The sequence below is a fragment of the Micromonospora zamorensis genome (assembly GCF_900090275.1).
GTDB lineage: Bacteria > Actinomycetota > Actinomycetes > Mycobacteriales > Micromonosporaceae > Micromonospora > Micromonospora zamorensis.
Genome location: NZ_LT607755.1, coordinates 1,178,424 through 1,192,203, shown reverse-complemented (window position 1 = coordinate 1,192,203; position 13,780 = coordinate 1,178,424). Strand labels below are relative to the sequence as shown.

16 protein-coding genes are annotated in these 13,780 nt (G+C 67.4%); 5 read left to right on the top strand and 11 right to left on the bottom strand.

Features of this window, described 5'->3' with window-relative positions:
- Nucleotides 1-217 precede the first annotated feature (217 nt).
- From GA0070619_RS05430 to GA0070619_RS05415, 4 genes are all read right to left on the bottom strand, one after another.
- Entirely contained in the window at nt 218-601 is a 384-nt protein-coding gene (locus GA0070619_RS05430; protein ID WP_088947040.1) for a VOC family protein, read from the bottom strand.
- Nucleotides 602-668: 67 nt separating this feature from the next.
- Entirely contained in the window at nt 669-1,418 is a 750-nt protein-coding gene (locus GA0070619_RS05425; protein WP_231927280.1) for an alpha/beta hydrolase, read from the bottom strand.
- 162 nt (nt 1,419-1,580) lie between these two features.
- A complete protein-coding gene (locus tag GA0070619_RS05420; protein ID WP_088947039.1) occupies nt 1,581-3,002 on the bottom strand; it encodes a dihydrolipoyl dehydrogenase family protein in 1,422 nt (473 codons plus the stop codon).
- 1 nt (nt 3,003) lies between these two features.
- Nucleotides 3,004-3,645 (bottom strand): hypothetical protein, encoded by a 642-nt coding sequence (locus GA0070619_RS05415; RefSeq protein ID WP_231927279.1) that lies wholly within the window; start codon nt 3,643-3,645, stop codon nt 3,004-3,006.
- A gap of 99 nt (nt 3,646-3,744) precedes the next feature.
- Between GA0070619_RS05415 and GA0070619_RS05410 the strand changes: the two genes are divergently transcribed.
- Nucleotides 3,745-4,353 (top strand): TetR/AcrR family transcriptional regulator, encoded by a 609-nt coding sequence (locus GA0070619_RS05410; protein ID WP_088947037.1) that lies wholly within the window; start codon nt 3,745-3,747, stop codon nt 4,351-4,353.
- A gap of 30 nt (nt 4,354-4,383) precedes the next feature.
- Here the strand turns inward: GA0070619_RS05410 and GA0070619_RS05405 are convergent, their stop codons facing one another.
- Both GA0070619_RS05405 and GA0070619_RS05400 read right to left on the bottom strand, forming a co-directional pair.
- Nucleotides 4,384-5,619: a low temperature requirement protein A gene (locus GA0070619_RS05405; RefSeq protein ID WP_088947036.1), complete on the bottom strand. Its 1,236-nt coding sequence runs from the start codon at nt 5,617-5,619 to the stop codon at nt 4,384-4,386.
- A 468-nt stretch (nt 5,620-6,087) separates the two neighbouring features.
- Entirely contained in the window at nt 6,088-6,603 is a 516-nt protein-coding gene (locus GA0070619_RS05400) for a hypothetical protein (RefSeq protein WP_088947035.1), read from the bottom strand.
- A gap of 502 nt (nt 6,604-7,105) precedes the next feature.
- Between GA0070619_RS05400 and GA0070619_RS05395 the strand changes: the two genes are divergently transcribed.
- Nucleotides 7,106-7,438: a hypothetical protein gene (locus tag GA0070619_RS05395; protein WP_231927278.1), complete on the top strand. Its 333-nt coding sequence runs from the start codon at nt 7,106-7,108 to the stop codon at nt 7,436-7,438.
- 16 nt (nt 7,439-7,454) lie between these two features.
- On the opposite strand, the gene GA0070619_RS05390 is transcribed toward GA0070619_RS05395, so the two are convergent.
- Complete coding sequence (locus GA0070619_RS05390) at nt 7,455-8,549, bottom strand: bifunctional NAD(P)H-dependent oxidoreductase/GNAT family N-acetyltransferase (RefSeq protein WP_088951570.1); 1,095 nt, start codon at nt 8,547-8,549, stop codon at nt 7,455-7,457.
- A 71-nt stretch (nt 8,550-8,620) separates the two neighbouring features.
- On the opposite strand from GA0070619_RS05390, the gene GA0070619_RS05385 reads away from it, so the two are divergent.
- Nucleotides 8,621-9,055, top strand: coding sequence for a MarR family winged helix-turn-helix transcriptional regulator (locus GA0070619_RS05385; protein ID WP_197699598.1), 435 nt, complete (start codon nt 8,621-8,623; stop codon nt 9,053-9,055).
- Between the two features lie 5 nt (nt 9,056-9,060).
- Here the strand turns inward: GA0070619_RS05385 and GA0070619_RS05380 are convergent, their stop codons facing one another.
- Entirely contained in the window at nt 9,061-10,095 is a 1,035-nt protein-coding gene (locus GA0070619_RS05380) for a questin oxidase family protein (RefSeq protein ID WP_088947032.1), read from the bottom strand.
- Between the two features lie 220 nt (nt 10,096-10,315).
- Here GA0070619_RS05380 and GA0070619_RS05375 point away from each other — a divergent pair, with 220 nt between their 5' ends.
- Complete coding sequence (locus GA0070619_RS05375) at nt 10,316-10,675, top strand: hypothetical protein (RefSeq protein ID WP_157743912.1); 360 nt, start codon at nt 10,316-10,318, stop codon at nt 10,673-10,675.
- Between the two features lie 327 nt (nt 10,676-11,002).
- Here the strand turns inward: GA0070619_RS05375 and GA0070619_RS05370 are convergent, their stop codons facing one another.
- Entirely contained in the window at nt 11,003-11,392 is a 390-nt protein-coding gene (locus GA0070619_RS05370) for a hypothetical protein (protein WP_088947030.1), read from the bottom strand.
- A gap of 29 nt (nt 11,393-11,421) precedes the next feature.
- Between GA0070619_RS05370 and GA0070619_RS05365 the strand changes: the two genes are divergently transcribed.
- Nucleotides 11,422-11,694: a hypothetical protein gene (locus GA0070619_RS05365; RefSeq protein WP_088947029.1), complete on the top strand. Its 273-nt coding sequence runs from the start codon at nt 11,422-11,424 to the stop codon at nt 11,692-11,694.
- A 150-nt stretch (nt 11,695-11,844) separates the two neighbouring features.
- On the opposite strand, the gene GA0070619_RS05360 is transcribed toward GA0070619_RS05365, so the two are convergent.
- Entirely contained in the window at nt 11,845-12,324 is a 480-nt protein-coding gene (locus tag GA0070619_RS05360; RefSeq protein ID WP_088947028.1) for a GNAT family N-acetyltransferase, read from the bottom strand.
- Nucleotides 12,325-12,615: 291 nt separating this feature from the next.
- Nucleotides 12,616-13,773: an acyl-CoA dehydrogenase family protein gene (locus tag GA0070619_RS05355; RefSeq protein ID WP_088947027.1), complete on the bottom strand. Its 1,158-nt coding sequence runs from the start codon at nt 13,771-13,773 to the stop codon at nt 12,616-12,618.
- Nucleotides 13,774-13,780 lie beyond the last annotated feature (7 nt).

Below are 13,780 nucleotides of genomic sequence, written 5' to 3'. Positions count from 1 at the left end.
GGACCGATGGCTGTGGGTGGCTGGCAAGCGACTGACCACCGATGACAACCTGGCTTTCGTCCCGTCCCTCTCCCATGGCATGCGGTCGAGCGCGGGACGGGTGCGCCGAGGCGACATCAAGCCCTGCCCGTTTCCCGGCCGCCGCCCGGAGGAGGTATTCCGGCTGCTGCAGACCGACGAGACAGACCCGGTTGCGGAATGGGCCCTGATCATGGCCTCAAGCGACGCAGAACTCGTTGCCCTCGGGGTCGAGCATGACGACGTGCCCGAGGACATCGCCGTACCACTCCTCGCGGACCACCGTCGCGCCGGCGGCGACCAGATCGGGCACTTTCTGCCGGATCAGCAGGGTGCGCTCGGCCATGTCACCGGCGCCCGGACCGACGACTCGGATGTCGATGTGCATGCGATTCTTGGCAGACTTGCCCTCGGGCACCTTGAGAAACGCAATGGCGGGGCCCCGGCCGTCCGGGTCGACGATGGACGCGTTGTCGGGCTCGTCAAAGCCGGGTTCATTGACATAGCCGAGGGCCAACGCCCAGAAAGCAGCGATCCGCTGGGGATCGTCGGCATCACAGCCCAGGGTCCAAAGAGTGCCCACCGCGCCAACGTACCCTGTTGCTCCCAGCAGACACGGCCAGCGCAGTCCGACCAGTCGGAACGAACACCTAGCGCGTGGTGGCGCGGGCGGCGGTGTCGATGAGGTCTGCGACCGGGCCGGGTTGAGAGACCGCCACGGCGTGGGACGCCTCAATCTCAACCGTCGTGGAGCCGGCCCGCTTGGCCAGGAAGCGCTGGAGGTCCGGCGGAATCCCCATGTCCTGGGTGGTGATCAGGGTCCAGGACGGGATCGTCTTCCAGGCGGCCCTGGTCACGCTCTCCGTCTGGGCGGCCTCGGTGGGCGGCCGCTGCGTCACCGCCATCAGCTCAGCGGTGTCGGGGTCGACGTCGGCGGCGAAAACCGCAGGGAATTTCTCCTGATAGATGTACTGCTCCATGGACGTGCCGCCCTCGTCGAGGGGGTACGGCACCATCTTGACGGAAGTGAGGAGCGCGCTTCCCGGGAACTTCGTGACCAGGTCGGCCACGCTCTCGCCGACGTCCGGGCTCACGCTGGCGACGTACACCAGAGCCTTGACGTTGGAGGCCCCATCGGCAGCCTCGGTCATCACTGATCCGCCGTATGAATGAGCGGCCATCACGACCGGGCCGGACACGGTGTCTACGACAGATCGAACGTACGCCGCGTCCTTGTGCACACCGCGGAGCGGGTTCGCGACGGCGATGACCGGATAGCCCCGACCCTTGAGGTGAGCGATCACCCCGTTCCAACTCGACGAGTCGGCGAATGCGCCGTGAACAAGCACGATGGTGGGCATCCCAGCGTCCTGGGCGGACATGTCAGATGCAGCGTTCATCGCGGCATTCCTTCCGAGCTGGCGGACGTCGTACCGGCCCGCAGTTTCGGCTGTGGGAACGGTGCAGCACTCAGTATTCAAGGCGACTCAGACCTCTGTCAGCGAGATCTGGAATGCCAGCTGTACAACTCGACGACGCGGGGCGAGCGCTTGGTTGCACCGTCACCGGCCGTATGTCTCCAGCAGCCGTAGCCAGACCTCGCTGACGGTCGGGTATGCCGGAACCGCGTGCCACAGCCGGTCCAGCGGAACCTCGCCGACGACGGCGATGGTCGCGGCATGGATCAGTTCCGCGACGTCCGGGCCGGCGAGGGTGAAGCCGATGATCACCTTTCGATCCTCGTCGACGACCATTCGGGCGTGCCCCTTGTAGCCATCAGCGTGCAGGGACGATCCGGCGACAGAGCCCAGGTCGTAATCAACGACCCGGATCCGCAGCCCGGCCGCCGCAGCCGCAGCTGCGGTCAGCCCGACCGACGCGACCTCCGGGTCGGTGAAGATCACCTGCGGCACCGCACGCTCATCAGCCGTCACCGCATGGCGGCCCCACTGACCGTCCTCGACCTTCTCACCCCTCGCCCGGGCCACGATCACGTCGCCCGCCGCGCGCGCCTGATACTTGCCCTGATGGGTCAGCAGCACTCGCCGGTTCACATCACCGGCGGCGTACAACCATCCCCCGCCGCCGACGACGCGCAGCGTGTCGTCGACCGCCAGCCAGACACCCGGCGCCAGCCCAACGTTCTCCAGTCCGATGTCCTGGGTGTTCGGGATACGACCGACTGCCACCAGTACCTCGTCGGCTTCAACCTGCTCACCGTCGGCCGTATCGACGTGGACGGTTCCGCTGTCGCCGCGGCTGACGGAGACGGCATTCGCACCGAGGCGTACCGACACACCGGCCTCGCGCAACGACTCCGTGACCAACTCCCCCGCGAACGGCTCTGCCGACGGCAGCACACCGTCACGGGCCAGCACCGTCACCGAAGATCCCAGAGCGCCGAACGCGGTCGCCATCTCGGCCGCCACCACGCCACCACCGATGATCGCGAGCCGGCGGGGCACCGAGGCGGCCGAGGCGGCCTCGCGACTGGACCACGGCGCCGCCTCCCGCAGGCCTGGAATATCCGGCAGCAGAGCGCTACTCCCGGTCGCGACGACCACCGCGTGCCGCGCGGTCAGCGTGACCGTCACGCCGTCGACCCCAGTCACCTGGACGACCCGGGCCGAACGGATTCGCCCCTGCCCGCGGTGCAGCGCGATCCCCGCCGACTCAAGCCAGGACACCTGCCCGTCGTCCTTCCACTGCGACGCGAAGGAGTCCCGGCGTCCGAGCACCGCTGCGGCGTCCAGGAGTCCCGTCACCGCTTCCCGCGCACCCGGCAGTTGGCGAGCCGCCCGCAACGCGGACGCGCTACGCAGCAACGCCTTGGTCGGCATGCAGGCCCAGTACGAGCACTCCCCGCCGACCAACTCCCGCTCGACGATGGCGGCGGTCAGGCCGCCCTGCACGACCCGGTCAGCGACGTTCTCCCCAACCGGACCGGCACCGATCACGACGACGTCGTACTCGAAGGCGGTCATGTCAGTTGCCCCTGTCGGCACGGCCGAGACGGAAGGCCGCGATGAGGAAGAAAATGGCGCCGGGGATGGCGTAGCCAGCCGCGTTGGTCAGCGACGGGTCAGCCGCGGACGCACCGGCGATGAAGGACCCACCAGCCAGAACCGAGATACCGCCACTGATGATCATCGGCCACTGGCCACCCATCTTCCGACGAGTGACACCCACAATCAACTGGACCAGTCCGGCCACGATCGCCCAGACGCCCCACACCCGCAGAACGGCGGGGATGCCGGACACGCTGGCGACGCCCACGCCGACGGCGGCGATCAGGCTGACCGCGATGTTCACGTACAGCAGGGCCGGTGAGCCGGCGAGCCGCGTCGAACGAAGGTCGTAGATGGCGGCGCCCACGTCGAACAGCGGGTAGAGCACGAAGAGTGCCACCGTGAGCGGGCCGATCTCCTTGGCGGTGGCGATCGTCACGAGTGCCCACACGATGGCGAACGCGAAGCGGGTGAAGTACAGCCGCCGCAGGGCGGAGGCGGGCTGGGAGATACCGGGGGAGGCAGCAATGGCGGTCACGGTGACCCTTTCGGCGAAGGCTTGACGAGAACGAACGTTCTGTCGTGCCTCAAGCATGACGAGCCCCCGCCCGTCTGTCAAGACAGACCGTTCTACCCACCAATCCGCCGAGGAGCCACCACCACAAGCCTTCGGCCGCGCGCAGCGTCAGACCGAACGTTCTATCGCTAAGATGGTGGGATGCTCCGCACCGAACCTGGCACGCGGCCTTCTGAGGCGCGGCTCCGGCTCCTCACCACGGCAACCAGGATCTTCTACGCCGAGGGCATCCACGCCGTGGGCGTTGACCGGATCATTGCTGAGGCGAAAGTGACCCGGGCCACCTTCTACCGGCACTTCCCCAGCAAGGACGACCTCATTCTGGCGTACCTGCGGGAGATCCACCGCCTGGAGCGCGGCACGGTCGAGGCGGCCATCGCCGCCGACTCCGCGCCTGTCGACCGCCTCCTGGCCGTTGCTGGCTCCATCGCTGGAAACATCCAGTCCCCCGGGTTCCGCGGATGCGCCTTCCTGAACGCAGCGGCCGAGTATCCCGACACCGACCATCCCGTGCATGAGGAGATCATCGCCCACCGGCAATGGTTCCTGGACACGCTCACCACGCAGATGGCGCAGGTCCACGAGGAAACGGCGGATGCCGCCGCACGCCACTTCGTCATGCTCCGCGACGGCGCCATGGCGGCCGGGTGCCTTTTCGACCCCGCGTTGGTGTCCGAGACCTTCCTCAGCGGGGTCGAAGGACTGCTCCGGATCAATACCGAGCGTCAGTCGGCCGAGTCGGCGCCTTAGTACGCCTGATTGGTGCGCAAAGTCGCGCGGTCATGCCTCGGAGTCACGCTCGCCGGATGCCTCTCGCCCGATCGGCGAGGCGGAACCCTCCAGCGGTCGTCCCCGGCTCCGCAGGCTGTCGAGTAGCGCCACCAGGACCAGCACTGCGGCCACCACGCTCAACCCGACCATCGGTGCCCAGCGGGCCAATGCCGGCGTGAACAGCAGCAGGGCCAGCACTCCGGTCACCCGGGAAGGCGAAACCCGGCCAAAGATCTCGTATTCCAGCCGCATACGGGCGACAAGGAAGAGCATCGGACCGCCCACCACGAACAGAAGCCAACCGGGACGCGGCGACCCGAACGGATTGTGGATCACCAGCTCGTAGCCGACCGAGGTGACGAGCACGCTGAACACGATCAGCAAATGCGTCCGTTCCGACGACGCGCCCAGCCGGCCGGGCATGGCCGACCGTTCCAACGCCTCGGCCAACAGCAGGCCGGCGCGGTGGAAGTAGATCCGCCAGATCAGCGCGCTGATGGCGAACGCGACCGCGAAGGCGGCCGCCCGCACCGCGGAGTAGTCCGTCCCGCTGAAGACCACGCCGATGACCAGAATCGACTCACCGAGTGCGATGAGAAACATCTGCTGGTAACGGTCGGCGAGATGCGTGCCGGCGATCCGCCAGCGGCCCACCTCTGAGGCCCCGAGCCACGGCAACGGCCAACCCAGGGCCCAGGCGACGTAGTCGACAGTAAGGGCGGCAGCCCACAGCGGCAGGCGAAGTCGATCCGGCCCCAATGCGCCGGCCAGCCACAGTGGCGCACTCGCCGAAGCCCACACGGCAAGCCGAAACGGCACCAGTCGTCGCGGATGGCCACGCAGCGCGGCCGCGATCACCAGCGGCCGCACCACCATCACCATCAGGTACGCGACCGCGAACGGCAGCGCCCGTTCCTCCATGGCCCGGGGCAACGCCACCGCCATGACCAGGCCGGCGAACATGGTGCCGACCACGACGGCCTGGATGATCGGTTGCTCTGGTTCGTAGCGACTGGTGATCCAGGCTGTGTGCGACCAGATCAGCCAGAGGGCCAAGAAGAGCAGCAGCGTACGACCGAACCCCTCGACGAGGGCCCAACCGGTGTCATCGCTCAGGCCGGCGAATCGTTGCGAGACCCGGGTGAGGGCCACTACGAAGGCCAGATCGAAGAAGAGTTCGAGGAAGGTCGCGCGGCCCGAACTCGTCGGAGGGCGCAGCAGTGCGGCGCCGCGTTCCGCCGCCATCGTCCGCCCCCGTCCTCCCCTTGTCGCACCAACGATTCGGCCGACAGAAGAGTTGCGTCCGGGTCCGCCCGAACCAGATAGAGCGGGCGAGCCGCTCCTGATCCAGCTGAGCTGTCAGGTCGGGCACCGTGTTGATCTATACCCCGGATGGCTCCTCGTGACGGTGGAGCCATCGGACGAGAGCGCGTTCGATGTGTCCTCGTTGCCGCATCCATCGGACCAACAGGGCGACGCCGAGTGACAGGACCAGGCCCGCCCACTTGGGTGCACCGGCTTTCCACACGAGCCCGCCAGCGAGCCCGGCGACGATGAGCAGAACCGACTCCGCCCTTTCGGGGGTCACCCACCTAACCAGCCTTGTGCGAGTCACGAGCACACCGAAGCACATCTGCGGTCCGGTCGCCTCGATCGATCAGGTGAGGAGGAACACCGGAGGTACGACACACCCGTTCCGCCCTAAAGGGTCTGTCACGTGTTGTTGCCCGGTCCATCCTCACTCACCCGGGACGCCACTCGCCTCGACTGCCGTTGGTGTTCTCGGGCGCGCTGTTCGAGGTAGTCAGCGACGTCGTCCGCCCGGGTCGCACGTCCGAGCCAGCGGCTCAGGTTCGACTTCTGCGGGGCGGGAGCCATTACCCGACTGCCGTCGGCGCAGGTGATGGCGATTCCGTGATAGCCCGGGTCGCACCGCACAACGGCTGACCACGGCAGCACGTGGAACGTACGCCACTGGCTGTGCAGGATCAGTCCTTCGGGACCTGCGGACAGTCGAGGATGGAATATGTTCCGCCACAACACGAATCCCAGGAGGCCGTAAGGCACGGCGATGGCGAGCACCGGACGCAGATCGCCGTCGGGTGCAGAAGCCTGGTAGGCGGAGAACACCAGCACCCCAACGGCTACAACACCCAACAGCAGGCCGCTGAAGATCCTCAACGCGACACCCAGTCGCCACACCCGCACTTCCTGCAGATCGATCGGCACTCCCGACCCCTATCTGTCTGGCCGCGATTACGTCAAGCGCCACAGGCTCCGCCCACGAGCACCGGCAGCAACACCATCATCTATCCGCGCCGTGCCCAGCCCTCGGCCGGGTTCGCCGCCGTCTCCACGACGCGGGATTTCCCTGCGATAGTTCAGCTCTTACGGTTCGGGTCGGGCTGATCATTCACTGCCGGCAAGGTAACAGCACAGTGGGACATCACCTCGTCTGCTCGCCGTGTGCCGTAGCGCAGCGGCATGAGCGGATACCGGCTGGCGAGACGTGTGTTCAGTGGGCCATGGTTTGGGCGTGATCGTCATTCAGCGGGTACGCGTGCGATGGAGCGCGGCTGGGCGAGGCGCTCCACAGGCCAACGCCCGTCGAGGGCTCAACCGCCCAGTGGCACTCCCTGCGCCACTCCCAGAAGGCGACGTCGTAGTCCACGACGTCCTGGACGATGAGGCCCGCGGCTACGTACGTCGTAGCGACGTACTGACCGGTGACGTGAGCATCGCCCGCAACCTCAATCTGTGGCTCACCTCCGACGGCCCGGCGGTAACCGTCGAGCGCCTGCCCGGCGCGGCGGCGTTCCCCCCACCGGGAGTGTCGGCCCGCCTGTTCACCCTCGCCCACGGACAGGTCGGCCGGTATCGAGCCAATTTCCGGTTCCGGTTCACCCAGTGCGCGTGCGACCCCAGCTGGTACTACGAGGACTGGGTGGTTCATGTCAGCAACGGCCGTGTCGCACACGACCGCTTCCTGCACGGCGAACCGGACCACGATGTCGACAACCGCGTCCACCTGTATGGCGGCCCTGCGCGCCGAGGTAACCGCTGACAACCGGCGATTAGGGTCAGGCGGTCGGTTGCCTCTGTTTGATGAGGTGGACGCTGCCATCCGGGGTGTCGTCAGCGTAGGTGAGGGCGTAGCCGGCGCGTTCGTACATCTTGATGTTGCTCGTGCTGCGGTGGCCGGTGAACAGCTCGTAGTGCGTGGTTTCCTCGGGGGCCTGCTGTTCGGCGTATGAGAGAAGCCAGGAACCGACGCCGTTTCCGGCCTGGTCGGGCGCCACCATGAGGCGACCGATCAACCACCCACGGCCGCGTGCCTGGGCTCGGACCGCTGCGACGAGGCGTCCGTGTCGACGTACGCACCACACCTGCCATGTCGACGTCGATTCGCGCAGTTCGTCGAGGGTTTCCCGGAGCGGCGACAGGTCGAGCGTGTCGTTCGCGAGGGCCTCCTGCACCCAGCAGCACCGCTGGAGGACGAGCAGCTCGGCGAGGTCGTCCGGCTGGGCGATGGTCAGCCGTAGTCCTTCGACCGGCCCGGGCACGCTGGTGACGTCACTGTCAGGTTCGGTGCGCAGGGGCCGCATCGCCGAGGCCACCCGGGTCAACTCAAGCAGCATCCTGCGAGCCGTGTCGTCGAGTCCCGCGGAACGGAGAACCTGCCCGTCCTGGGTGCTGTCGGCGATGCGGAGGGCGACGGTGGCACCGATGGGCATCATCTTCAAGGTGGTGACGACCTGCTTCGTCATCTGCACCGACCGGGTGCCGGCCGAGGTGTTGCCGTAGCTGACGAATCCCACCGGCTTCCACGCCCACTCGTGGTAGAGGAAGTCCAGAGCGTTCTTCAACACCGCTGGCATGCCGTAGTTGTACTCGGGTGTCACCACCACGAATGCGTCAGCTGCGGCAACCCGCTGGCTCCACGCGCGAGTGTGCTCGTGGACGTAGATGCCGCTGGAGGGATGCTCGGGCTCGTCGAGCAGCGGCAGCCCGATGTCGGCCAGGTCCGCGACGTCGAGAGTGATCCGGGCCGCCGCGGCTGTCGGGAGGGTCGCCTGGACGAACCAGTCGGCGATTGCTGGTCCCAGCCGTCCGGGGCGGGTGCTCCCGACGATTACCAGGACGTTCAGTTGGGCAGTCTGCGCCTTCAATGACATGTCAACGAACATAACCGAGCTTTCGATGACGTGTCAACGAGATGTAGTGTGACCGCGTGGACACTGCCTGGTTGAGCGAGGACGAGGAACACGCCTGGCGCGCTTTCCGGCGCCTGCTGACGACGCTGCCGGCGCGGCTCAACCGGGACCTGGCCCGCGACTCAGGGCTGTCGCCGGCCGACTACGAGGTGCTGAGCACGCTGTCGGAGAAGCCGAACCGCCGGTGGGCGCTCAAGGACCTCGCCCACAAGATGGAGTGGTCGCGCAGCCGACTGTCCCACCACGCGACCCGAATGGAGGCGCGCGGACTCATCGACAAGGAGCCCGACCTACAGGACGCGCGGGGCTGCATCCTGCACCTGACCGACGACGGCTTCAGGGTGCTGGATGAAGCTGCCCCACACCATGTCGTTTCCGTACGCGCGCGCTTCCTCGATCATCTAAGTCCCGACGAGCTCGAGGTGCTGCGCAAACTTTCGACCCGGATCTCCGACCTGCCTGACTGACGGCACTAGTCGGCGGCGATCTGCTCGACGGATTGCGCGGCGATGGCGAGCAGTGCGGAATCTCCGGATCGGGTGTACGTGTCGCTCAAGGCATCAATGAACTTGATCGCGTGCGCGTCTCCGCTGTCTGTTGCGCGGCGCATGACCTGACCGAGGCTCAGGTTGGTGCCAGCGGACGGGGCGGGCCGCGCCTCGGCCGGGGCGTAAGCGGCAGTAACGGCAGCTGTTGCCGCCCAGGCGGCGGCGAGGCTCGGCACCCAGAGCGCCTGCGGTAGAGCCGGCAACGCACGCAGGACCGCGTTCGGCGCGGTCGCGGCGTGGACGAGCATGACAGGGCTCGCGTACCCGTGGGTGCCGTGCCGGACCACCGCGGCGTCGACGATCCCCGCGAGCCGTGTCGGCACGTCGTCCGTGTTGTTTCCGGGCACCGCGCCGGCTGCGGAAGGCCACCGGCTCAGGTCGGCCAGTTGGGCGAGGCGGGCTCGAATGCCGGACCGCTGGTCGGGTACGCGGGGTACCGCGTCGAGCGCGGACCGGGCGTCGGTTGTCGGATACGGCCCGGCGCCAGGTGGCGCGAGGGGCTGCCACCGGGCGGCCCAGTAGGCCAGCCCCTGACCGAGTTCGGCGACGCGCGGCTGGGTCTCCTCGTCGAGCAACGCGCGTACGGCGTGGCCGACCCGGATGACGCCGTGGGTCGCGCCGGCGGCTATGCCAGGTAGCAGGCGCGGCCACCACCGGACCAACACCTCCCGCCAGGGTTCGCCGGCCAACTCGCGGTCGAAATAGTTCAGCCAGTCTCCGGTACGAACCGGGTCGCCGAGCGGGTCGCGCCACTCGTCACCTGGGATGGGCCGAATACCACGTGGCCGCTCTTCCAGCCTGTCCGCGTAACCATCAATCCATCGGTGCACTGCCTGCTCGTGGCCGCGGTAGGCCAGGGCCTCGACCGCCATCGGGGCGTGGTTGGACAGCCAACCGTTGCGCTCCGGACCAGTGTGGCGCACCCGTTCGTACGCCTCGTCGAGGACGAAACTCGTCATGCAGTGGAGTCTTCAAACTGAAGTCCGGTTGAAGTCAAGCGATAGTTGCCCGAGTGCCGAGGTCGAGTCCCGCTGTTCGCCGGACCTCGCCATGCAGCAGGGAAGAGACCGATGCGTAGCGACTGGACCACCCTGCCGGAGAGTGTCACGGCAGGCATCGCCGAACGGGTCGGCGGCAGCTTCGACGTCGTGTGTGACTCTCGTTGGTATTTTTTGCGGCATGGTGGGGCGCCAGAGATCGGGTAGCCGTAACAGACGGCGACAGGTCAGCGAGGATGAGCGCGCCGCCGCGATGGAGGCCCACCGCACGTCGGTTTCCCGCTTGCAGGACACCGCGTACCGGAACATGCGACAGACCGTCGCCTACGCGACGATCTTCGTTGCGGCCATGGCCACCTGGATGATCTTCATCGGTCAGCCGACGCCGACGACCTTCCCGTGGTACGCGATTTCGATACTCAGTGGTGCGTTCGGCCTGTGCACCTACTTCGTGCGACAGCCGCGTCCGCGGTTCTACGTGCTCGCCGCCGCCGTCGTCCTGGCCGTCGTGGGCGTAACCGGCATCTTCGTCACGGACTAGGTAACCCCGATGACGCTGTCGATGTCCGTGACGTACGCGGCCACCTCGACACCCCGGGCGACCCAGACAAGCCCGCGAACTCACTCGCCTGGATAGACTACCTCAGCCCGGCCAGTTGGCTCAACGAAGTGTTCAACCACGTCTTCGGCTTCGACCCCATCGGAAGGCTCCAGAGTCAGGTCTCCGGGGACTGGGAAGCCCTGGCCAAGATGGCACCCGTCATCGACAACATCGGTGACGCCCTGCGGGACCTGGCGTACAACCTCCAGTCCGGCACCACCACCCTGCGCCCCCTCTGGCACGGCGTCGCCGGCGACGGAGCTTCCGCTACTTCACGACCACCGCCAACGCCACCGCCGACCTCGACAGCTCCTTGTCCGCCATCAGCAAGGCGTTCCGGGAAATGTCTGACGCTGTCTGGTCCGCTGGTGAAGCCCTCGGCGGCGTGGTCAAAAGCCTTATCGACGCCGCCATCATCATCGGCGTCTCCGCTGCCGCCGGCACCGTCACCTCACAAGCGGCGTCGGCGCACCCGTCGGCTACGGCGTCGCGGCCATGGAGGTTGGAAACATGTTCCGGCTCTGGGCCGAAGCAACCAAACTCTGTCATTAGATCGCCGCCGCCGTCCTCGCCTTCCGCGCCGTTCTCACACGTGAAGTCAGCGGCCTCGACAGCGTCGCCCTTCCCGCGCTCCCCGACGGCGATCGCTACGACCACCCCCTCGTCGACGCCAAGGTCTGAACCTGATGGACGACCTCGACGACATCACCGGCGGCGACGAGGAACGGACGCACGACTTCCGCCGGCTCCTGGAGCAGCTCGCACAAAGCAAGAACCCCCTGCTCCGCGAGATGGCCACCGCAGTCCAAGACGGTCATCTCGCCCTGCGCCAGGCGGCCACCAGCACGACCTACGGCACCGAGTTGGCAGCGCCCGTCCAGACATTCCGGAACGCCTGCCAGAAGCTGAGCCCAGAAGAGCGCGACAACCTCGCCTCCCGCGCCCGACAACAAGGGTGACGTCTCGCTGACAAGCTCTGTGCGGCGCGTCCGCTGCCCCTGATCCGGCACTACCCCGCCAACTGTGAAGAGCCGCGAAGCCTCCAGCGGGCTGGCACGTACGGACGGCGGCTATCTGATGTGTGCCTGGGGATTTCGTGAGACCCGCTTCTATCGATCAACTCGCCGGTGGAGCTGCTGGGTGACGGCATACCGCGTGACCCACAAGTCAGGGATGACTTCCTTCTCGTCAACCAACACGAAGCCGAGGCCCTCGTACAGAGCCCGCGCCGGTAGATTCGCTCGCCCGGTGCAAACGACGGTCCGACGGCGACCGGCCAAAGCGAGGACCTCCGACACCAACGTTCTGCCCACCCCCCGCCGATGCAATGTTGGGTCAACGACGAGCCGGTGAATATCCACCTCCGAGTGGTCCTCCGACCTTGCTATCGCGCCGACTAGGCGTCGGTCGTCGAAGGCGCCGAGCCACCGCAGCGGCGTCCCTCGCAGCTCATCGAGCGTCTCACGCAAAGGCGGAATTCGATCATCACCGATGATCGACGCCTCCACCGCGTAGGCCGCCTGCTGTAACGACAGCAGCACCCGCGCCAGACGCTCGTCGTCACCGGGCTTGATTTCAGCGATCTCCACTGGCGAACTGTGGCACGCCGATCAAGATCGAGTTATCCGGTCCGCCTGGGCCGCAAGGTTCCTCGCCGACAGCGACCGAACGTCGTCATCTAGCCAGCAGGCTCGCTCGGGACCGCAAATCAGCTCGATTAGCCGAGCGGGGTCCATGGCGTCCCGAACCAAGAACCAGCCGCGCTGCTCCCAACTCCCGTGGAGGGGGTTCGGCATGTGGAGCAGCGAGAGGTGACCACTTCGGACGTCAACAGGAGGCGGTCGTCGGCCGGGCACGACGAACCCGCCCTGGTGGGAGTGTCAGACCGTCAGGTCGCCGCGTACGAGCGCCTTCGCGACGACGGTCCGCAGGATGTCGTTCGTGCCCTCGCCGATGCTCATCAGGATCGAGTCCCGGTAGAGGCGCTCGACCTCGAACTCGGTGGAGTAGCCGTAGCCGCCGTGCACCTTCATCGCGTCGATCGCGGCCTCGAGGGCCACCTCCGAGCAGAACACCTTGGCCATCCCGGTCTGCCCGTCGGCGCGACCGCGCCGGACCGCGTCGGCCGCCCAGTACGCCATCAGGCGGGCGGCCTGGAGCTGGATCGCGATGGTGGCGAGCTTGAGCTGGATCGCCTGGAACTCGGCGATGTGCTTGCCGAACGCCTTGCGCTGCTGGGCGTACGCCAGCGCCTCGTCGTGGGCGCGCTGCGCGATGCCGACCGACCGCGCGGCGATGTTGACCCGGCCCCACTCCAGGGCGGACAACGCCTGCTTGAGGCCGACGCCCTCGACGCCACCGAGCAACCGGTCCTTCGGTACCCGCACGTTGTCGAGGAGGATCTCGCAGGACTCGGTGCCCTTGTAGCCGAGCTTCGGGATGTCCCGCAGGACCTGGAAGCCGTCCAGCGTCGCGTCGACGAGCAGCACGCTCATGCCGGTGTGCGCGGGCGTGGCGTGCGGGTCGGTCTTTACCAGCACCGGCAGCGGGTCAGCGTACCGCGCGTTGGTGATCCACATTTTGGTGCCGTTGACGACGTAGTGGTCGCCGTCGAGGCGGGCGGTGGTGCGGATGCCCTGCAGGTCGGTGCCGGCGTCCGGCTCGGTGAGGCCGATGCCGCTCCGCCGGGCGCCGGTGGCGAGGTCGGGCAGGTAGGCCTGCTTCTGCTCCTCGGTGCCGTGTATGGCGATCATCCGGCAGGCCAGGGAGTGGCTGCCGAGGATGCCGGCGATGCCCATCCAGCCGCGGGCGAGTTCCTCGAACACCAGCGCGAACGAGACCGGGTCGAGGTCGAGGCCGCCGTACTGTTCGGGCACGGTGATGCCGAACAGCCCCATCTCGGCCATCCCCCGCACGATCTCCGTCGGGTACCGCCCGGTTTGCTCCCACTCCCGCGCGACCGGGATGATCTCCCGGTCGACGAACGTGCGGAGCAGGGCGCGGAAGTCCTGCTGCTCCTCGGTGAGCGTGAAGTCCATGGGTAGC